Consider the following 21,365-nt stretch of genomic DNA (forward strand, 5'->3'; position numbering starts at 1 on the left):
AGGTTTTATACCTTTGTAAAGTGATAAAGATATTTTTAAATAAAATTTCTGCTGTTGTTTTAGCATTATTGGTGTTAGTTTCAACAATATCTTTCACTATTGGCAAGCATTATTGTGGTGAAGTATTAGTTGATGTTGCTGTATTTGTGGAAGCTGAAAAATGTGCCATGGAAGCAGAAGAAATAGCTTTAGAAAAAATCACAAAAAAGCCTTGTTGTAAAGATGAAATTGATGTTGTTGAAGGGCAAGATGAGCTCATTAAATCATTTTATGATTTAGATTTTGATCAACAACAATTTGTTACATCGTTTGTTTACTCATACACTAATCTTTTTGAAGGTGAACCTAAGAAAATAATTCCTCATAAAGATTACTCACCTCCCAATTTGGTTAAAGACATTTGTGTTTTAGACCAAGTTTTCTTGATTTGATTTTTAATTCCTGTTGCTTTAGCTGAAGTTTTTCGGCTAAATAGAAGCGAAATGTCTTTTTAGAGATAGAACGAATTATTAAATCAAAATTATTTCAAAATGAAACAAATATATACGGTTACAGGTATGACCTGTGGTGGTTGTAAAGCTTCTGTTGAAGAGGCTTTACAAAATCTTAGTGCTGTTGAAAAAGCAGTGGCAGATTTGGCATCTTCTCAAGTAGTTTTAAAATTAAGTGGCAAGATTTCTGTTGAAAAGTTACAAGAAGTACTTCCAGATAAATATACAATTTCGGAAATTAAAAGTGCTGCTATGTCTGATGAAAAATCAGAATTTAAACAGTTGTTTCCTTTGTTTTTAATCTTTGGTTATATCATTGTAACGAGCATTATTTTAAACTTTAAACCATGGGACACCAACAGTTTTATGCTAGATTTTATGGGTCTGTTTTACATTGTTTTTAGCTTCTTTAAACTTTTAGATTTAAAAGGCTTTCCGCAATCTTTTAGAATGTATGACCCTTTGGCTAAAGTTATGCCAATCTATAGTTGGATATATCCGTTTCTTGAAGTAGTACTTGGCATAATGTTTTTAATGCGAATTGAAATCCCTTTGGCTTTGGTGGTAACGCTTATTGTTTTAGGCATAACAACTATAGGAGTTACTAGAACATTGTTGAATAAAAAATCTATTCAATGTGCTTGCTTAGGTACAGCATTAAAATTACCAATGACCAAAGCTACATTTATTGAAAACAGTATTATGATTGTGATGGCAATTATAATGTTAGTTAAATTGAATTAAAAATATATGTCATTACTGAGAATAGGGATGTCGTAATCTATAGGTTTTCACGACTTTTTCAAAGTCTCATAATGACGTAAAAAGTAAAATGAAAAAAATATTATACATATTAATAATGTTTCCAATTATAATCACATCTCAAAATTCAATTAGTGGTGTTATAATGGAGGCTAATGATAAAAATGAAACCATTCCGTTGGCAGGAGCCAATGTGTATTGGTTGAACACTTCCATTGGTACTGTGACAGACATTGATGGTAAGTTTGCATTAGAAAATTCAAAAGAATATACCAAGCTTATAATTAGTTATGTGGGCTTTAAAACAGATACTATTACAGTTTCTAACCTTAAACAAATTCGCCATTGGTTACAACCAACAGATAATTTAGATGCCATTACCGTGACGTCTAGAAAACAAGCTACTGCCAAATCTTATTTAAAAGCACAGAATGTCATAACCGTGAGTAGTGATGAGTTGCTAAAGGCTGCCTGTTGTAATTTGTCTGAAAGCTTTGAAACAAATCCATCTATTGATGTGAATTTTGCAGATGCCGTTACAGGAACAAGGCAAATTAAAATGTTGGGGCTTACTAGTCCATATATTTTAATCGCTACTGAGAATATTCCTTCTATTCGCGGAGCATCACAGGCTTTTGGGTTGAGTTTTATTCCAGGTACGTGGGTTGAGAGTATTCAAATAACCAAAGGCGCCGGAAGTGTAGTGAATGGCTTTGAAAGTATTGCGGGTCAAATTAATGCGGAACTTGTAAAACCTACTACAGATGACAGATTATTTGTGAATTTATACGGAGCCAGTAGCGAACGTATGGAATTGAATACCCATTTAAATGCAAAAGTGAGCGATAAATGGGATACAGGTTTGTATTTACATGGTAGTAAACAGCAGGAAGAGCATGATGTAAATAATGATGGATTTATGGATATGCCAAAGTATCATCAAATAAATATAATGAACCGTTGGCAGTACACTAATCTAGAAAAAGGGTTTGTTAGTTTTATTAATTTAAAGGTGTTAAATGATGAAAAGCAAATGGGGCAATTGGGTTTTAACCCAGATACAGATAAGTTGACTACCAATGCTTGGGGGAGTGAAATTGATACTAAACGTTATGAGATTTCAACAAAGTTAGGTTATGTTAACCCAGAGGTACCATGGCAAAGTTTAGGTGTGCAAACGGCATTTAGTAGTCATAAGCAAGAATCCTATTTTGGATTAAATACCTATGATATTACACATAATAGCTTGTATGCTAATGCCATTTATAACTCAATTATTAGTGACTCCCGCCATAAAGTAAAAACAGGTGTTAGTTATACTTATGATCACTATGATGAATTAGTTAATACTAATATTTATGAACGTACAGAAACGTCAGTAGGTGGTTTTTTTGAGTACTCCCATGATAATTTAGAGTTGTTCAATTTGACAGCTGGTATTCGTATTGATTATCACAACTTATTAGGAACGTTTATAACACCTCGGGTTCATGCACGTTATTCGCCATGGAGTAAATCGGCTTTTAGAGCTTCTTTTGGAAGAGGGAAAAGAAGTGCTAATATTTTTGCCGAAAACCAGAAATTGTTTGCCACATCAAGAAACATCGTTATTGACGATGTTGACGGCAATATTTATGGTTTAGATCCTGAAATTGCTTGGAATTATGGTGTTTCATACCTGCAAGGGTTTAATCTATTTGGAAGAAAGGCTGACATAACATTTGATTATTATAAAACCGATTTTAAGAATCAAGTGGTTGTAGATTATGAAAATCCGTTAGAGGTAAGTTTTTATAATTTAGAAGGAGAAAGTTATGCCAACAGTTTTCAAACGGAGGTAAACTATAATCCGGTTGAGCGTTTAGATTTACGATTAGCTTATAAATTTTATGAAGTAAAAACACAGTATAATACGGGTAAGTTGTATAAGCCTTTGGTACCCAAACATAGATTTTTTGCTAATGCAGGTTATAAAACCAATAAAAAAGAAAATGGATTACAATGGAAGTTTGATGCCACTTTTAATTGGTTGGGTGAACAGCGATTTTCATCTACAGCATCTAACCCTATTCAATATCAATTACCTGAGAATACGCCAACAATTTCAACCTTGAATGCTCAAGTAACCACGGTATTTTCTTCTAAATTTGAAGTATATTTAGGAGGCCAGAATATTACTAATGTTAGACAGGATAATCCAATTTTAGGAACTAACGAACCTTTTGGAGTGAATTTTGATACTACTTTTGTCTTCGGACCTGTTTTTGGTAGTATGTATTATGCTGGGATAAGATTTAAAATTAACAACAAACAAAATTAAATAATGAAAAAAATATTAATTATAGCTTTATTGCTAACAGGGACAATTACATTCGCCCAAAACAAAAACGCCAAAGCTACTACAGAGGTTGATGGTGTTTGTGGTATGTGTAAAGCCAGAATTGAAAAAGCATGTTTAAATACCAAAGGAGTTAAGTTTGCTACTTGGGATGTAAAAACGCATCAGTTAAGTTTAATTTTTGATGAACGAAAAACCAATTTAAAAACTATAGAAGCAAGTGTTTTAGCTGCTGGTCATGACGTAAAGGAAGTCAAAGCAACAGATGAGGCCTATGCTAAAGTGCATGCTTGTTGTAAGTATAGAGATGAGGATATAAAAGAGTCTCATGAAGAAGAGAATGATAAACATGAGCATTAATATTCTTGTAGTAACTATATTAGTTCAGTTATAACTATGGCTAAGAGGCAATATCAGATTTATGTTGTTGAATTGTCAAAGCGAGTATTTACCGAAAATGCTAAGTTTAGAGCGGCAAACCCTCAATTTAATGGCGTTTTGGAATGTTTATATGTTGGTATGACAAGCAAAACACCAAAAGAACGATTCCTTCAACACAAAACAGGATATAGAAACAAAAAGGGTTACAAGCTATCTTCAAGTATTGTTGAAAAGTATGGTTCGTATTTAAGACCCAGCTTATACAATCATATTGCTCCCTTAGCAACAAGAGAGGAAGCGCTTAAAATGGAAAGAATATTGGCTTTAGAGTTAAGAAGAAAGCGTTATGCCGTTTGGTTTAATTAAAATTCACATTAAAATAGAGGTTGTTGTTATTTAAAAATAGTCTTCAATCCCTTCCAATTCAGTACAATAAAAACTTTTATTTAGAATTATTATAAATAACTTGCTAGATTAAAATACAGCAACTACATTTGCGGCAAAATAATTATTTATAATTAGTCTAAATAAAAATAAAATGAAAAGACAACTAACTTTTATACTTTTTTTTGCCCTTAATCTTTATGTATTCTCTCAAACTTACTCTGTAAAAGGAGTGGTTACTGATAATACAGGTAATAGTCTTATTGGTGTAAACGCAATGCTTAAAAGCACCAGTTTAGGTGCACAAACAGATGAAAATGGTTCATTTGAAATTAAAAATCTTGATAGTGGAGATTATAAGCTTGTGATATCTTATTTAGGTTTTAAAACCAAAGAAATCAGTGTTTCCTTGAACGGAGGGTCAGTTAATCTTGGCACTATTGAATTGTATGAAGGAAACGAGCTTTTACAAGCAGTTGTGATTGATACTGATAGAAAAAATAAATTTTCTAGAAAGCAAAGTGCTTATGTATCTAAAATGCCTTTAAAGAATTTAGAGAATTCTCAAGTTTATAACACTGTAACAAATCAATTACTTATTTCTCAATCTGTGAATTCTTTTGAAGATGCGCTAAAAAACGCTACAGGAATCACAAAACTTTGGTCGTCTACAGGTAGAAGTGGTGATGGTGCAGGTTATTATTCAAGTCGTGGTTTTGCAGTGCAACCTCAGTTAGTAAATGGTGTTGCAGGTATAACAAATGGATTTATTAACCCTTCAAATGTAGAACGTGTTGAGGTTTTAAAGGGGCCTTCGGGAACTTTATTTGGTAGTTCCGTAACTTCATATGGAGGTTTAATTAACATTATTACAAAGAAACCGTATAACAGTACTGGTGGTGAAATTTTAGTATCTGGTGGTTCTAATAATTTTAAAAAACTAAATGTAGACGTTAACGTTGCTTCTAACGATAAGTTATCAATTCGAATGAATGCTGGTTTTCAGCAAGATGATAGTTTTCAAAATGCAGGATTTAAAAAGTCAGTTTTTGCGGCACCTTCTATTTCCTATAAATTAAACAATAGTCTTACTCTTAATTTTGCTTATGAGGCCTCTGGTAACGAACAAACTAATGAGACATTTCTGTTTTTAAATAGATATGGACCATTAGCATTTAATTCAATTGAAGAATTGAATTATGACACTAATTTATCATTTACAAGTGATGATGTAACAATTGAAAATATCACACAAAACTATCGGGGAGAAATTGCATGGAAAGTTTCAGATAACTGGTCTTCTCAAACTTTAATTGCTGGTGGAGTAGCAAAATCTTTAGGGTATTACACGTACTTATGGAATTTTGCAGATTGGTCAGATGTAACGGCTCCAATAGGTACTGAAAATTTTAGTCTTTATGCGCAAGACACTAACGCTAGAACCAAAACACTTAATTTACAACAGAACTTTACAGGAGCTTTTAAACTTGGAGATTTAGAGAATAAATTGTTGGTAGGTTTAGATTATTTAGATTCTCAAATAATTGATAATAGCTCTAATTGGGGTTACTTACATTCTCTAAATTTACAGGGCGATTTAATTTATGGTGAACCAGAAATTAACGCTGATAATTTAAGCTCCGCCTTATCTGGTTTAGGTTATGTAGATAGTGACGTACGTCAAAACATTTTTGGAGCCTATATTTCAGATATTATAAACATACTTCCTTCTTTATCGGTAATGGCAAGTGTTCGTTATGATAGATTTGATTATCAAGGCGATCAAAAAACTGACGCCGATGATGAGACTGAATATACAGAGTCTACATTGTCTCCTAAGTTCGGAATTGTATTTCAGCCTATAATGGATCAAATGTCAATTTTTGCCAATTACCAAAACGGTTTTTCTTATGTAAATCCGCAGTACATGACTGACTTTTCAACTGGTGATATGTTCTTGCAGTCCTATGATGTGGAGCAAGCAAATCAGTTAGAACTAGGTGTGAAAACAAATTTATTCAACAATAAACTTGAAACTACTTTAAGCTTTTACAATATAAATGTTGATAATAAATATTACTGGGCAACGCAAACACAAGATTTAGAAATAAATAGTAAAGGTATAGAGCTTGAAGTAAATGCTAGCCCTATAGATGGTTTAAACATCCATTCCGGCTTTAGTTATAACGATTCTGAAATCACTAATTCACCTTCAGCTACTCATTTAGAAGGTAGTCGTTATGGAGAGTCTGGTCCAGAAATAACCTATAATTTTTGGGCAGATTATAAGTTTTTAGAAAAGTTTGGCTTGGGAGCTGGATTTAATGGTCAAACTGAATACGACACTATGGTTGGATATAAAGCTGCAACAGGTAGTTTTTATTTACCAGGTTACACAATTTTTAATGCTTCAGCTTATTACGAAACAGATAAATTTAGAATTGGTATTAAAGCAAATAACCTAACTGATAAAACATATTATTCTGGTTGGAGTACAGTTACGCCCCAACAAAAAAGAGTAATACTAGGTACGTTAAGTTATAAGTTTTAGAATGTTTTTTAGTTTAATTTAAATTATGCTTCATGAAGTTGAGACTTTACAATTGAGCTTTACTTCAAGAGGCATAATTACCTTTTTAAAATATGTCATTAAGAAAAAAGATACTTACGCTTCATAAAATTATTGGTCTTCTTACTGGAGTAGTTGTTTTTATAGTTGCTGTAACGGGTTGCTGTTGGGCCTTTAGGGATGAAATTGAAAGTTTATATGATGATTACAAGTTTGTTACACCACAAGATAAGTTAATCATTACTCCTACTAAAGCCAAGGAAATTGCCATGGAGGTGTTTCCCAACAATACGGTTCACGGAACACTTTTTAAGAATTCTAAGAGTAATGCTGTTGAGGTTATTTTTTATGATGCAGAACCGGAGTTTTATCAAAGTGTGTTTTTAAATCCGTATTCAGGAGAAATCATACAGGTTGATAATCATTTATCTGGGTTTTTTGCATTTATTTTAAAAGGGCATTTGCGCTTGTGGCTTCCTAAAGATATTGGTGAACAAGTGGTTGGTGTATCTGTTTTGCTTTTTATTTTCATGATTATTTCTGGTTTCATTTTATGGTGGCCAAAAAAAGGAAAAAATGTAAAACAACGTATTACATTCGATTGGAAATCAACCACACGTTGGAAACGTAAAAACTTTGACTTACATACAATTGTTGGCTTTTACATTTGTTCTCTGGCTATAGTGATTGGGTTCACGGGTTCCGTTATTTCTTATGATTGGTTAAAATATGTAGTTTATATATCTACCGGAGGAGATAAGGTTCCTGCCTTTATCATTCCTGAAAACAATAGTAAAGAAGTTACTAGTGCATATTATGTAAAACCTATTGATGGTTTAATAGAAAAGTTAAAAAAAGAATCGCCTGAGGCTGAAAGTTATGAATTACACTATCCAGAATCGGACACCTTGAGTGTTTATGTAGAAGTCTCTAATAGTAAAGGTTTGTATTATGATTCCGATTATCGATTTTTTGACCAAAACACTTTAGAAGAAATTGAAACTCCAGCTGTTTTCGGAAAATATAAAGATGCTAAATTAGCTGATAAGATAATCCGTATGAATTATGACATTCACGTAGGTGCTATTGGTGGAATTGCTGGAAAAATAATTGCTTTTTTAGTTAGCCTGATAATTGCTACCTTACCTGTTACTGGTGTTTTATTATGGTATGGGAGAAATTATAAAAAGTAGATTACAGATAATATAAAGTAAATAAAAAACGCTTCCACAATATGGAAGCGTTTTTTATAATACAATTTACATATCAAAACTCTCTAATGAAAATTATTTAGCATGAGTAAGATACTTTGTCTGTAGCGACTCGCTACTACATCATTCCTGGCATTCCGCCACCACCCATAGGAGGCATTGCAGGAGCATCTTCTTTAATATCTATTAAGGCACACTCTGTAGTTAAGATCATACCAGCTACAGAAGCAGCATTTTCTAAAGCAATACGAGTTACTTTCTTAGGGTCTATGATTCCTGCTTTAAGCATATCAACATATTCTTCAGATTTAGCATCGTAACCAAAATCTTTTTTACCTTCTAATACTTTGTTTATTACTACAGAACCTTCACCACCAGCATTTTCAACAATAGTACGTAAAGGAGATTCAATGGCTTTATTTACTATTTGAACACCAGTAGTTTCGTCTAAGTTCTCAGTAGTAATTTTTTCTAAAACAGATTTAGCTCTAACTAAAGCAACACCACCACCAGCAACAATTCCTTCTTCTACGGCAGCTCTTGTAGCATGTAAAGCATCATCAACACGGTCTTTCTTCTCTTTCATCTCTACTTCAGAAGCAGCACCAACATAAAGTACAGCAACACCACCTGCTAATTTAGCTAAACGTTCTTGAAGTTTTTCTTTATCGTAGTCAGAAGTAGTAGTTTCTATTTGAGCTTTAATTTGATTTACTCTTGCTTTAATCGCTTCAGTATCTCCAGCACCATTAACTATGGTTGTATTGTCTTTATCGATTGTAGCAGTCTCAGCAGTTCCTAACATAGAAAGATCGGCGTTCTCTAAAGTAAATCCTCTCTCTTCAGAAATTACAGTTCCTCCTGTAAGTATAGCTATGTCTTCTAACATGGCTTTACGTCTGTCTCCAAATCCAGGAGCTTTTACAGCAGCAATTTTTAACCCTCCACGTAATTTGTTAACTACCAATGTAGCTAATGCTTGTCCGTCTACATCTTCGGCTATGATTAATAACGGACGACCAGATTGTGCTACAGGCTCCAATATTGGAAGAATTTCTTGTAAGTTAGAAATCTTTTTATCAAATAATAAAATGTATGGATTTTCTAAATCCGCAATCATTTTATCTGAATCTGTAACAAAGTAAGGCGATAAATAACCTCTGTCAAATTGCATACCTTCAACAACATCAACATAAGTGTCCATTCCTTTGGCTTCTTCAACAGTTATAACACCTTCTTTACCAACTTTTTCAAAAGCTTGAGAGATTAACTCGCCAATTGTGTCATCATTGTTAGCAGAAATAGCTGCTACTTGTTTTATTTTTTCAGAAGAATTACCAACTTCCTCAGATTGACTTTCTAAGTCAGCAGTAATAGCTTCAACAGCCTTGTCTATACCACGTTTTAAATCCATTGGGTTTGCACCAGAAGCTACATTTTTTAAGCCTTCTTTTACGATGGCTTGTGCTAAAACTGTTGCGGTGGTAGTACCATCACCTGCTAAATCATTAGTTTTAGAAGCAACTTCTTTTACCATTTGAGCCCCCATATTTTCATGGGCATCTTCAAGTTCAATTTCTTTAGCCACAGAAACTCCATCTTTAGTTACAGATGGCGCTCCAAAACTTTTAGAGATGATTACGTTTCTTCCTTTAGGTCCTAAAGTTACTTTTACTGCATTTGCTAATGCATCCACACCGCGTTTTAAACCGTCACGTGCTTCAATATCAAATTTTATATCTTTTGCCATTTTATTTTATCTAGTTTAATTTATACAATTGCTAATATGTCACTTTCGCGCATAATTAAATAATCTGTCCCCTCTAATTTTAACTCTGTACCAGCATATTTACCATATAAAACAGTATCGCCAACCTTAACAGTAATTGGTTCGTCTTTAGTGCCAGGTCCAGCGGCAACTACAGTACCTTTTTGAGGTTTTTCTTTTGCATTGTCTGGGATAATAATTCCAGAAGCTGTTTTGGTTTCAGCAGCAGCAGGTTCTATAACAACTCTGTCTGCTAATGGTTTAATGTTTAAGCTCATATGATTTATGTTTTTCTTAATTAAATTAACGCTAAAGCGTTATACTAAAAATGTGCCAATACTATTAGACTGACAAACTTGCAGAAAACACCTTAATTTGATTTAAAAAAAAATGCCAACTGTTAGAGTTGGCATTTTTTTTAGTTTTAGTTAGTTGTTATTCTGTTGTTGCAGAATCATCTGCAGCAGCATTGTCGTCTGCTGGTTGAGATGGTAAAGGTAATGGTAATTCAGTTGCAGCGTCTGGGTCCAAAGCCTTAGAATCTGCATTATTTCCACCGTTGTTTATAGCAACATTTGAAGCTAATATTAATATTAATAAAAAGGTTGCTAAATACCATGTGCTTTTATCTAAGAAATCAGTGGTTTTCTTTACACCACCTAATTGTTGAGAGCCACCGCCACCAAAAGTAGAAGATAAACCGCCACCTTTTGGGTTCTGTACCATGATAACTACTATTAACAGAAATGCTACTACAACAATTAATGCTAAAAATATTGTGAAATTCATTATTATTTATTGTTTTGTTCTTGTAATTGTTCTACTGCCTTAATTTGGTTTGCAAAGAAACTACTTTTTTCTGGATATTTCAAACTTAATATTTTATAAGATTGAATGGCTTTTTTGTAGTTTTTTTGTTCTACATAAATACGGGCCAAAGTCTCGGTCATTAAAGCCTCAGGTTTTATCATTTGAGCTTTTGCCAGATTGCCTTTTTTGTTTGATCCTTCAGCTGGATTTATTTTAGGGTTTTTACTGATGAATTTGTCAATAAGCTCAAACTTTTTAACTTTTTCTAAACCAATGACAGTTTCCTTATTAGTAGTAGAATCTGTTGTTGGAGGTGCTTCTTTTTTTCTGTCAATTGGTTTAAATCTTGTTAGTTTTAACCATTCATTAAAGGAGTGTTTTTCACTTTTATCAAACTGTAGTGGTTTCCCTAAGTTGAGTATTTCATTAGCAGATAATTCTATGGCATTTTCGTTTTTATCAGAGCTTTCTATAGCTTCAGATTCATCTAAGGTAAAACTAGTTTCTTTTTTAGGTAGTGGTGTTTTAGGTTCAAATAAAGCAGGGTCTAAAACACCTTCAGTTTCTTTTATTTGATGTTTTAGTGCATCATCAATTGCAACACTTTTATTAATTGACAGGTCATCTGCAGAAACATCAATGTCTTTTAAATGCTCTGAATTTTGTTTAATAAATTCTGAAATTTTATTTTGAATAAACACATCAGACGTTATAAAATCAAATAGAATGCTGCGGTCTGTTGTGTAGGCTGCTGTGGTTCTTAATTCTTGGTTGTATTTAAAACTGCTTTGGTTTTTTAGCCCTTTAAGATAAACTGCACGTGCAGATTGAAAATACGGGAATTCTTCAATAATAGATTTTATAGCCTCAGTTTCCTGATGCGTGATATCTTGAGGGTTTTGTAAAATATGTACTAAGTCTGATGAATTCATTGGCTTTAGCCAAATTTAATCAATTATTACCACCTAGCTAGGGTGGCATTAAAAATATCTTGAGTTAAACGGTCTAGAATTTCTTCGTGTGCAGTATCTTTTTGCGTGCCTACTAACTGTTCGCTTCCAGCAAAATCATAAAAGAATGAAAAAGATTGTTCTAAATCGTCTTCTTCATTATTTACATTGTAAAACCTTATCTTAACAGAAATGGTTAATCTGTTTTGAGCTGCTGTATTTTCGGCTGTTGCGTTTGTTGGTGAAATTCTATAATCTGTAATTTCTCCTTCATAGATTAGGTCCGCACTTGTTGTTACTAGGGTGTAATTAGTTTGGTCTTGAATTAAATTTTGAAGGGTGTTTTGAAAAAGTAAATCTAATCCAGGTTCAAATAGAAGTGAGGTGTTTTCAAATCTATTAACCTGAAATGTATCAGCAACTATAGAACTTGGCTGTGTAAAGCCATAATGTATTTTACAGTTGGTGAAAAGTGAAAAAGCTAAAACTAAAAAGAGGTATTTAATATATTTCATTTATTTTATTGGGTTCATGTCTTTTATTAGACTTATACCTAGATTATAGATATATTTAATAACGTTTGGACTACAAGTCGTATTGTTTAATCTTTCTATATAAAGTACGCTCACTAATACCTAATTCGGCAGCTGCTAATTTACGTTTTCCGTTATGACGTTCAAGTGATTTTTTTATTAATTCTAATTCTTTATCGTGTAATGATAATGTTTCCTCTTCTTCAATCTCTTCTGCAAAATGATATTTATCCTGAACGTCAATCACGCTTTCACTGTTTGCTGTATGCTCTGGGATAGATAAAACTTCCGTTTCCTGTACCGGTTCTTCGTAAACAGTATTATCAGCTTCATCTTCACCATAGATCTTTTGAATGAGTTGCTCATGGTCTTTTTCCACATCTTTTGAGTTGCCACTTTTCATGAGCTCCATGGTGAGTTTCTTTAAATCGTTTAAATCACTTTTCATATCGAATAAAACTTTATAAAGAATTTCACGCTCACTACTAAAATCACTTTCAGATTTTGAAGTTTTAACAACGGCAGGTAGGTTAGTTCCCGAAGTTGGTAAATAGCTTCTTAATGTGTCTGCTGAAATAGTGCGATTTTGTTCCAAGACAGAAAGTTGCTCAGCTATATTTCTTAACTGACGTACATTTCCACTCCAACGGTGTTTTGTTAAAATTTGTACAGCATTATCAGTTAATTTTATGGTAGGCATTTTATATTTTAAAGCAAAATCACTAGCAAATTTTCTAAAAAGTAAGTGAATGTCTTCTTGTCTTTCACGTAAAGGGGGTAAATGAATATCTACGGTACTTAAACGATAGTATAAGTCTTCTCTAAATTTTTCTTTTTCTATAGCCTCAAACATGTTGACATTAGTGGCAGCTACTATGCGTACATTGGTTTTTTGAACTTTACTAGAACCTACTTTTATAAACTCCCCATTTTCTAAAACACGAAGAAGGCGTACTTGAGTTGTTAGTGGTAACTCGCCAACTTCATCAAGGAAAATAGTACCACCATCGGCTACTTCAAAATAGCCGCTTCGGGTTTGTGTAGCTCCGGTAAAAGCACCTTTTTCATGTCCGAATAATTCACTATCTATGGTGCCTTCAGGTATGGCACCGCAGTTTACCGCAATATATTTGTTGTGTTTTCTATGTGATAGCTGATGTATGATTTTTGGAATACTTTCTTTACCAACACCACTTTCACCAGTAACCAAAACAGAAATGTCTGTTGGTGCTACTTGAATGGCTTTTTCAATGGCACGATTTAACGCCGATGTATTACCAATAATGCCAAAACGCTGTTTTATAGCTTGAATTGATTCCATTTAATTTTAATTCTCAATATATTCAGAAACTCCTGTTTCTTTATTGTTATTAAGCCACTCCCAATTAAGGGTTAGCCTTATTTTATTTTCTTTATTTAAACTTATGGTAGCAGTAGCTTTACCAGCCTTTAATTCATCTTTATTGGTAATGCATTGGTATAGCATAATAAGTTTGTCTTTTTTTAAGTGACCAATTATTTTACCGTATCTAACGGAGCCTCCATAATAATCAGCAGTAACCAAATTTCCATCTTGTTTGTATTTAAAAGAGGTATCAGTGTTAACTTGTCCTTTTGCTGAATTCTCTACTAATGAAAAAGTCTTATTATTAAAGTTAAACTCTTGCATTGGCGATTAATTATTATCACTAAGGCCAACTGCTTCGCCAATAAGGGTTGCACTAGTGCAATCTGTAATTTTCACATTTACAAAATCACCAACTTTATAATCACCTTTGGGGAAAATTACCATGGTATTTTGGCTGTTTCTTCCAGCCCAATGTTGGTCTGATCTTTTGGAAGCTTTTTCAATGAGTATTTCTTCAACTTTACCAACATGTTCTTGTGTACGTTTTAAGGCATGCTTTTGTTGTAAAGCTATAATTTCATTTAATCTACGCTTTTTTGTGTCTAAGGGAATATCATCTTCTAACTTTCGTTCAGCTAAAGTTCCTGGTCTTTCAGAATAAGCAAACATAAACCCGAAGTCATACTTTACATATTCCATTAAACTTAGAGTGTCTTGATGGTCTTCTTCAGTTTCTGTAGGGAAACCAGCAATCATATCTTGACTTATAGCACAATCTGGAATAATACGCTTTATATTATCAATCAATTCAAAATATTCTTCACGGGTGTGTAGCCTGTTCATAGCTTTTAAAATGCGGTTACTGCCACTCTGAACTGGTAAGTGAATATATTTACAAATATTACGGTATTTAGCCATAGTTTCAATAACATCTAACGTCATGTCTTGAGGATTAGAAGTAGAAAAACGAAAACGCATTTTTGGTTGCGCTTCAGCACATAGTTCTAATAGTTTTGAAAAGTTAGTAGCTGTAGCTTTTTGCAAATCACTAGCCTTGTCAAAGTCTTTTTTTAGCCCGCCACCATACCAAAGGTAACTATCTACATTTTGCCCAAGCAGTGTAACTTCTTTAAAGCCTTTATTCCACAAATCATTAATCTCTTCTAAAATACTTTGCGGGTCTCTACTACGTTCACGGCCTCTGGTAAAAGGAACCACACAAAATGTACACATATTGTCGCAGCCTCTAGTTATAGAAACAAAAGCAGTTACACCGTTACTATTTAATCTTACGGGAGCAATATCTCCATAAGTCTCTTCTTTTGAAAGAATAACGTTTATGGCGTCTCTTCCTTCATCAACTTCAGCTAATAAGTTGGGTAAATCCTTGTAGGCATCTGGACCAACAACTAAATCAACAATTTTTTCTTCTTCAAGAAATTTGCTTTTCAAACGTTCTGCCATGCAGCCCAAAACTCCAACCTTCATGTTTGGATTGCTCTCCTTTTTAACGGCGTTGTATTTTTCAAGTCGTTTACGAACAGTTTGTTCGGCTTTATCTCTAATAGAACACGTGTTAACAAGAACCAAATCAGCTTCTTCTAAGTTCTGGGTTGTATTGTATCCTTGTTCATTAAGAATAGAAGCTACAATTTCGCTGTCTGAAAAATTCATTTGACAACCATAGCTTTCAATGAATAGTTTACGTTTGTTACTATTCTTTTGTTCTAAAACTAATGATTCCCCTTGTTTGTTTTCGTCTATAATCTTTTCCATAATATGCTTGAACCAAGTTGTGGTCAATAAGTGTGCAAAGATACAATTAATTTGTGTTTTATGACAAAGTGGCAGATTGTTTTGAGTTATTTTTTGAATATAGAATTTCCGACTGCGCAACCAATTTAAAAGTTAAGTATCTAGAAAATAGAAGACAATCAAAAAACTTGCTTTTATGAAAAAGTCATATTTAATTATTGTATTTGTATTCTGTTTAGTAAATACTAAATGCACAGAAACTGAAAAACCTGTTATAGATAAAGATAATTTAATAATAGGTGATTGGATTGAGCCTATATACAATAATGATGAAATCACATTTAAAAGATCTGCAAGTCTTTTAGCAGAGTCTTATGGAATTTCATTTAAACAAAACAGCGATTTTGTTGAGCGTTCTTCTGGATGGTGTGGAACGCCTCCTTTAACTTTTTTTGATTCTAATGGTGTATGGAAATTAGAAGATGAATTGATATCGGTAGCACTAGATTATTATCCTAATAGTTATTTTTGGAGAATAGTTTCAATTTCTGAAGAGACCTTGGTTATTAAGAGAGAAATAACCGAACAAGAGCAGGATCACAGAGATTTAATGGATTTGTTTAATGAAATGTACAGCTTAAGTACTAGTGTGTCTTGTGTACATCCTAACAATTGGACCATTGTGGCTTATGGTGCTAAGGCTTGTGGAGGTCCACAAGGTTTTGTAGCTTATTCAAATGAAATAGATGTTGAAGCTTTTTTGGTTAAAGTTGAAGCATATACAAATGCGGAAAAAGCATATAATATTAAATGGGGAGTTGTGTCTACATGTGATTTGCCTCAACAACCTAAAAGCGTGAATTGTATTAATGGATTTCCTATTTTGATATATTAAATAAGTAAAAAATGAAAAAGGTTTTATTAGCTGCTATTATAATGCTTTGCTTTTTGAATATGCAATGTGAAGAAGATATAATTATAAATAATTGTGATTACCTTACTATAGTTAGTGAATCTGAATACAATAATTTTGAGACAGACCATTTTGGGTTTATAAGTACTGATGTGGAAGGAGATTGTTTGTTGGTAGAGATAGGAGCTTCCGGTTGTGATGGAAGTACATGGGAATTTCAACTAATAGATTCTGGTGCAATTGCGGAATCTTTTCCAGAACAACGTTTTTTAAAACTACAATTAAGCAATGAAGAATTGTGTGATGCCTATTTTGAAAGAACATTGTCTTTTGATTTAACCCCATTAAGGATTGAAGGAAGTTCAAGAGTATTATTAAATATTGATGGTTTAAATAATGCTATTGAATATGTTTACTAATTAAAATGTATTTGCTCTTGTGGCAAAACATTAAAAACGTTTACCTTTATAGGGTATTTTCTAACCAAAAATTTTTTTAAATGAATGCTGTTAACACTTTAATTGAAAAGATAAATGGTGCCAAAGATTTAGATTTTGGAACTGTTTTTAATAATTCTATTGAGCTATTTAAAAAGACTTGGCTTCAAGGCTTTTTGCTTCAACTGTTTACTATAATTGTTATGCTGCCATTAATAATAGTTCTTTATATGCCTCTTATTGGGGTTATAATAGCACAACAGGAAAGTGGGTATGGCAATAATGATGCCTTAGAGAACTTTTTTGCTGGTATGTCTATATTATACGTGCTATTTGTTATTGTTGGGGTTTTGGTACTTGGAGCTGTATCATATGCTTTGAATGCAGCATTTTTTAGAATTATGAAAAAGTTGGACTTTGGTGAGCTAGTCCATACGTCAGACTTTTTCTATTTTGTAAAAGGTAAATATTTAGGTAAAATGCTTCTTTTAATGATAGTTGTAATTTTAATATCTATTCCTTCGGCCTTATTATGTTACATTCCGTTGATATATGTAATGGTTCCAATGTCTTTCTTTTTAGTTTCATTTGCCTTTAATCCAGATTTTAGTATCGGTGAAATTGTAAGAGTAAGTTTTAAAATTGGTAATAAGAAATGGTTATTAACTTTTGGTTTATTAGTAGTTTCCTATATTTTGACTGTTATTTTAACATTTGTCACTTGTGGTTTAGGAGGTCTATTCTTGACACCTTTTATGTTTCATCCTATCTATTTGATTTATAAAAATGTAATTGGTTTTGATGAAACTACAGCTATTGAAGAAATAGGAACTACCGTAGAATAGAATTTTTAACAATATTTTAAAATTCCCGTGTTTATTGAGTTAAACATGGGATTTTTTATAAAAATATTAAACAGATAATCTGTAAAATGAGGCAGATAAACTTTTTTTCATATACATTTGTAGCTTCAAAAATTGATTTATGGCGAAGAATTTAGTGATAGTAGAGTCACCTGCAAAAGCAAAAACCATTGAAAAATTTTTAGGAAAAGATTTTAAAGTAGAGTCTAGTTTTGGACATATTTCAGATCTTCCTTCTAAAGAATTGGGGGTTGATGTAGATGGTGATTTTAAACCCAAATATGAAGTTTCTAAAGATAAAAAGGCGGTTGTAAAAAAGTTGAAAGAACTGGCAAAAAAGGCAGAAATGGTTTGGCTAGCTAGTGATGAAGACCGTGAAGGAGAGGCAATTGCATGGCATTTAGCTGAGGCTTTAAAACTAGATAAAGAAAAAACAAAGCGTATTGTTTTTCATGAAATTACAAAATCTGCTATTAAAAAAGCTATTGAAAACCCTAGAGGGATTGATTATGATTTAGTTGATGCGCAACAAGCTAGAAGGGTATTAGATAGAATAGTAGGATATGAGTTATCTCCTGTTTTATGGCGAAAAGTTAAAGGAGGTTTATCCGCTGGTAGGGTGCAATCTGTTTCTGTAAGGCTAATTGTTGAAAAAGAAAGGGAAATTGAAGCGTTTAATCCAAAAGCCTCGTATAGAATTGATGCAGAGTTCTCAAATGAAAATGGGCAGTCTTTCAAAGCTAAATTACCTAAGAATTTCTCATCCAAAGAAGAGGCTCAGAAATTTTTAGAACAAAATGCATTGGCAGACTTTAAAGTAGCCGATTTACAAAAGAAGCCAGCAAAAAAATCACCTGCAGCACCATTTACAACATCTACTTTACAGCAAGAAGCATCACGTAAATTATATTTCTCAGTAAGTAAAACCATGACCATGGCGCAACGCTTGTATGAGGCTGGTTTAATTACCTATATGAGAACAGATAGTACAAATTTATCTAATGAAGCTAGAGAAGGAGCGCAAGCAGAAATAGAAAATGCTTATGGGGCAAGCTATAGTAATCCTAGAAATTATACAGGTAAATCAAAAGGTGCGCAAGAAGCTCATGAGGCTATTAGACCTACAGATTTTGCTAAACATACTGTTAGTATAGATAGAGATCAGGCTCGTTTATATGAATTAATTTGGAAACGTGCTATTGCTTCTCAAATGAGTGAAGCACAATTAGAGCGTACTAATGTGAAAATAAGTGCTTCTACGCACGACGAAACTTTTACTGCAAACGGAGAGGTAATTACTTTTGATGGATTTTTAAAAGTTTATTTAGAAGGTACAGATGATGAAGATGTAGAGCAAGAAGGTATGTTGCCTGCAATGAAAACAGGTGAGATTCTTCTTAATAAATATATAACAGCTACAGAACGTTATACTAGGCCGCCGGCAAGATTTACAGAGGCGTCTTTAGTTAAGAAATTAGAAGAATTGGGTATTGGGCGCCCGTCTACTTATGCCCCAACAATTTCAACAATTCAAAATAGAAATTATGTTGAAAAGGGGAGTGTTGATGGTGTGGAAAGAAACTATTCTCAATTAACTTTAAATGATGGTAAGGTAGTAGATAAAACTTTATCTGAAAAAGTTGGGTCTGATAAAGGTAAATTAGTGCCTACAGATATAGGTATGATTGTTACTGATTTTTTAGTCAATCATTTTGATCAAATTTTAGATTACAATTTTACAGCTAAGGTTGAACAAGATTTTGATAGTATTGCTGATGGTGAAGAGGATTGGACCAAAATGATGAAGTCATTTTGGAAAAACTTTCATCCAAAAGTTGAAGACGTAAAAGAAAATGCTGAAAGAGAATCTGGAGAACGTATTTTAGGAACAGATCCTAAAACAGGTAGGCAGGTAAGTGTGCGTTTAGGTAGATTTGGACCTATGGTGCAAATAGGAACAGTAGATGATGAAGAAAAACCTTTGTTTGCAAGTTTAAGTCCAGAGCAGCAGTTAAGCAGTATTACTTTTGAAGAGGCTTTAGATTTATTTCAGCTGCCAAAAGATTTAGGAAGTTATGAAGATGAAGAGGTTCAGGTTAATAATGGTCGTTTTGGACCATATGTTAAATTTGGAAAATCCTTTGTTTCTTTACCAAAAGGATTAGATCCATTAAGTGTTGATCTTGATCAGGCCATTCAGTTGATAAAAGAAAAACAAAAAGCAGACGCTCCAATATATATGTATAAAGATTTACCTGTTCAAAAAGGTAAAGGACGTTTTGGGCCATTTATAAAGTGGAATAACATGTTTATAAATGTGAATAAAAAGTACGATTGGGATAACTTGTCAGATGATGATATTGTTGAGTTAATTGAAACAAAAATCCAAAAAGAGATTGATAAGGTTATTCACAACTGGGAAGAAGAAGGTCTTAGAGTTGAAAAGGCACGTTGGGGAAGGCATAATGTTATAAAAGGAAAAGTTAAGGTGGAATTAGCTAAAACTGTTGATGTTTCAGAAATGACTTTGGATGAAGCTAAAGCTATTATTGAAGCCAATGCACCCAAGAAAAAAACAACAAGAAAAAAAGCAACTGCAAAAAAGAAATAATAATAAATGAATTTTAGTTTTCTGTCTCCGGTTTCAGATTTAGTTTTAGCCCATAATGAGTTATTGTCTGCGCAAGCCCTAGGAAGAAAAATTAAGATACATACAGATCAAAATGGTATACCAGATTTAGATGATGTTCAAATTGCGGTTATTGGTGTTTTGGAAAACAGAAATGACATCAATTTTATTGGAGCAGAGTTTCAATTAGATGAAATTCGTAAATCTTTTTATAGCCTCTTTCCGGGAAGTTGGAGTACAACCATTGCTGATTTAGGCGATATACATAAAGGAGAAAGTGTTGAAGATACCTATTTCGCTTTAAAAACAGCAATTAATTTATTGGTAAAAAAGGGTGTTATTCCTATTGTGTTAGGAGGTTCTCAAGATTTAACATATGCAAACTATAGGGCTTATGATAATTTAATTCCTATGGTAAATATCGTAAACATAGACAGTAAGTTTGATTTAGGAGATTCAACAAGACCTATAAAAAACAATAGTTTTGTTGGGAAGATAATTTTAGATCAACCATATAACTTATTTAATTATGCCACTATTGGGTACCAAACCTATTTTAATTCTCAGGAAGAAATAGATTTAATGGAAAGCCTGTATTTTGAATCTTATAGATTGGGTGAAGTTTCTAATGATATCTCCATTGTTGAGCCTGTTTTAAGAGATGCTAATATTGTTAGTGTAGATTTAACCTCCGTTAGGAGTTCAGAAGTAAGTTTAAATCAGAAGTTTTCCCCAAATGGATTAGATGGTAAAGAAATTTGCGCAATTGCAAGGTATGCTGGTATAAGTAATAAGGTATCGTCATTCGGAGTTTATGAATACAAACCATCAAATGATGATGAGTTAACAGTTATGTTAATATCTCAAATGCTTTGGTACTTTATAGAGGGTGTAAATTATAGAGTTAATGATGATGATTTTACAGATGACGCCAATTATCAAAAGTATATTACATTGGTTGATTCTGATGAATTAATATTTTACAAAAGTAATAAGACTGGTAGATGGTGGATTGAGATTCCTTTTTTATCAGAAGTCAATAATAAATTGAAAAGACATACGTTATTACCTTGCATGCACCAAGATTATCTTGATGCCTGTAATAATAAGGTCCCAGACCGCTGGTATAGGGCTTTTAGGAAGAATTGTATTCAATAGACAAAGTATGGTCAAAACACCTTTTTAATCGGTGAAATGCCAAATTTTCACGATGAAACGTATTT

Annotated in this window: 20 protein-coding genes; 12 read left to right on the forward strand and 8 right to left on the reverse strand. The window is 32.8% G+C overall.

Translation table 11 applies throughout. The features are described 5' to 3' along the window. Positions 1-20 precede the first annotated feature (20 nt). The 7 genes from N1F78_RS08905 to N1F78_RS08935 all read left to right on the forward strand — a co-directional run bounded on the left by N1F78_RS08905 (position 21) and on the right by N1F78_RS08935 (position 8,118). Positions 21-431 (forward strand): HYC_CC_PP family protein, encoded by a 411-nt coding sequence (locus tag N1F78_RS08905; RefSeq protein ID WP_406682813.1) that lies wholly within the window; start codon positions 21-23, stop codon positions 429-431. Between the two features lie 99 nt (positions 432-530). Then, complete coding sequence (locus N1F78_RS08910) at positions 531-1,235, forward strand: heavy-metal-associated domain-containing protein (RefSeq protein WP_406682814.1); 705 nt, start codon at positions 531-533, stop codon at positions 1,233-1,235. Between the two features lie 88 nt (positions 1,236-1,323). Then, on the forward strand, positions 1,324-3,573 hold the full coding sequence (locus N1F78_RS08915; protein ID WP_406682815.1) for a TonB-dependent receptor: 2,250 nt from the start codon (positions 1,324-1,326) through the stop codon (positions 3,571-3,573). Between the two features lie 3 nt (positions 3,574-3,576). Next, positions 3,577-3,951 carry a heavy-metal-associated domain-containing protein gene (locus N1F78_RS08920; RefSeq protein WP_406682816.1) on the forward strand — a complete coding sequence of 125 codons (375 nt, stop codon included), beginning with the start codon at positions 3,577-3,579 and terminating at the stop codon, positions 3,949-3,951. Positions 3,952-3,987: 36 nt separating this feature from the next. After that, complete coding sequence (locus N1F78_RS08925; protein WP_406682817.1) at positions 3,988-4,338, forward strand: ribose-5-phosphate isomerase; 351 nt, start codon at positions 3,988-3,990, stop codon at positions 4,336-4,338. A 172-nt stretch (positions 4,339-4,510) separates the two neighbouring features. Beyond that, a complete protein-coding gene (locus N1F78_RS08930) occupies positions 4,511-6,907 on the forward strand; it encodes a TonB-dependent receptor domain-containing protein (protein WP_406682818.1) in 2,397 nt (798 codons plus the stop codon). A gap of 92 nt (positions 6,908-6,999) precedes the next feature. Further along, positions 7,000-8,118, forward strand: coding sequence for a PepSY-associated TM helix domain-containing protein (locus N1F78_RS08935; RefSeq protein ID WP_406682819.1), 1,119 nt, complete (start codon positions 7,000-7,002; stop codon positions 8,116-8,118). A 136-nt stretch (positions 8,119-8,254) separates the two neighbouring features. Here the strand turns inward: N1F78_RS08935 and groL are convergent, their stop codons facing one another. From groL to miaB, 8 genes are all read right to left on the reverse strand, one after another. Continuing rightward, positions 8,255-9,886, reverse strand: a complete 1,632-nt coding sequence (gene groL, locus N1F78_RS08940) for a chaperonin GroEL (RefSeq protein WP_406682820.1) — start codon at positions 9,884-9,886, stop codon at positions 8,255-8,257. 20 nt (positions 9,887-9,906) lie between these two features. After that, entirely contained in the window at positions 9,907-10,182 is a 276-nt protein-coding gene (gene groES, locus N1F78_RS08945; RefSeq protein WP_406682821.1) for a co-chaperone GroES, read from the reverse strand. Between the two features lie 157 nt (positions 10,183-10,339). After that, positions 10,340-10,696 carry a preprotein translocase subunit SecG gene (secG, locus tag N1F78_RS08950; protein ID WP_406685681.1) on the reverse strand — a complete coding sequence of 119 codons (357 nt, stop codon included), beginning with the start codon at positions 10,694-10,696 and terminating at the stop codon, positions 10,340-10,342. After that, complete coding sequence (locus N1F78_RS08955) at positions 10,696-11,646, reverse strand: hypothetical protein (protein WP_406682822.1); 951 nt, start codon at positions 11,644-11,646, stop codon at positions 10,696-10,698. Before N1F78_RS08955 ends, secG begins: the two co-directional genes overlap by 1 nt. A gap of 26 nt (positions 11,647-11,672) precedes the next feature. Next, positions 11,673-12,179 (reverse strand): LPS assembly lipoprotein LptE, encoded by a 507-nt coding sequence (gene lptE / locus N1F78_RS08960; RefSeq protein ID WP_406682823.1) that lies wholly within the window; start codon positions 12,177-12,179, stop codon positions 11,673-11,675. 70 nt (positions 12,180-12,249) lie between these two features. Then, positions 12,250-13,518 carry a sigma-54 interaction domain-containing protein gene (locus tag N1F78_RS08965; protein WP_406682824.1) on the reverse strand — a complete coding sequence of 423 codons (1,269 nt, stop codon included), beginning with the start codon at positions 13,516-13,518 and terminating at the stop codon, positions 12,250-12,252. Positions 13,519-13,524: 6 nt separating this feature from the next. After that, positions 13,525-13,866 (reverse strand): hypothetical protein, encoded by a 342-nt coding sequence (locus tag N1F78_RS08970; protein WP_406682825.1) that lies wholly within the window; start codon positions 13,864-13,866, stop codon positions 13,525-13,527. A 6-nt stretch (positions 13,867-13,872) separates the two neighbouring features. Then, positions 13,873-15,321 (reverse strand): tRNA (N6-isopentenyl adenosine(37)-C2)-methylthiotransferase MiaB, encoded by a 1,449-nt coding sequence (gene miaB, locus N1F78_RS08975; protein ID WP_406682826.1) that lies wholly within the window; start codon positions 15,319-15,321, stop codon positions 13,873-13,875. A gap of 175 nt (positions 15,322-15,496) precedes the next feature. Between miaB and N1F78_RS08980 the strand changes: the two genes are divergently transcribed. The 5 genes from N1F78_RS08980 to N1F78_RS09000 all read left to right on the forward strand — a co-directional run bounded on the left by N1F78_RS08980 (position 15,497) and on the right by N1F78_RS09000 (position 21,300). Beyond that, positions 15,497-16,195: a hypothetical protein gene (locus N1F78_RS08980; RefSeq protein WP_406682827.1), complete on the forward strand. Its 699-nt coding sequence runs from the start codon at positions 15,497-15,499 to the stop codon at positions 16,193-16,195. Positions 16,196-16,206: 11 nt separating this feature from the next. Beyond that, a complete protein-coding gene (locus tag N1F78_RS08985) occupies positions 16,207-16,632 on the forward strand; it encodes a hypothetical protein (protein ID WP_406682828.1) in 426 nt (141 codons plus the stop codon). Positions 16,633-16,712: 80 nt separating this feature from the next. Beyond that, positions 16,713-17,495 (forward strand): hypothetical protein, encoded by a 783-nt coding sequence (locus N1F78_RS08990; RefSeq protein ID WP_406682829.1) that lies wholly within the window; start codon positions 16,713-16,715, stop codon positions 17,493-17,495. 139 nt (positions 17,496-17,634) lie between these two features. Next, on the forward strand, positions 17,635-20,124 hold the full coding sequence (topA, locus tag N1F78_RS08995) for a type I DNA topoisomerase (RefSeq protein WP_406682830.1): 2,490 nt from the start codon (positions 17,635-17,637) through the stop codon (positions 20,122-20,124). 6 nt (positions 20,125-20,130) lie between these two features. Then, on the forward strand, positions 20,131-21,300 hold the full coding sequence (locus tag N1F78_RS09000; protein WP_406682831.1) for a formimidoylglutamase: 1,170 nt from the start codon (positions 20,131-20,133) through the stop codon (positions 21,298-21,300). Positions 21,301-21,365 lie beyond the last annotated feature (65 nt).

Origin of the sequence: Seonamhaeicola sp. MEBiC01930, from assembly GCF_045277075.1 — a bacterium.
In the GTDB taxonomy this organism is placed as follows: Bacteria; Bacteroidota; Bacteroidia; order Flavobacteriales; family Flavobacteriaceae; genus Seonamhaeicola.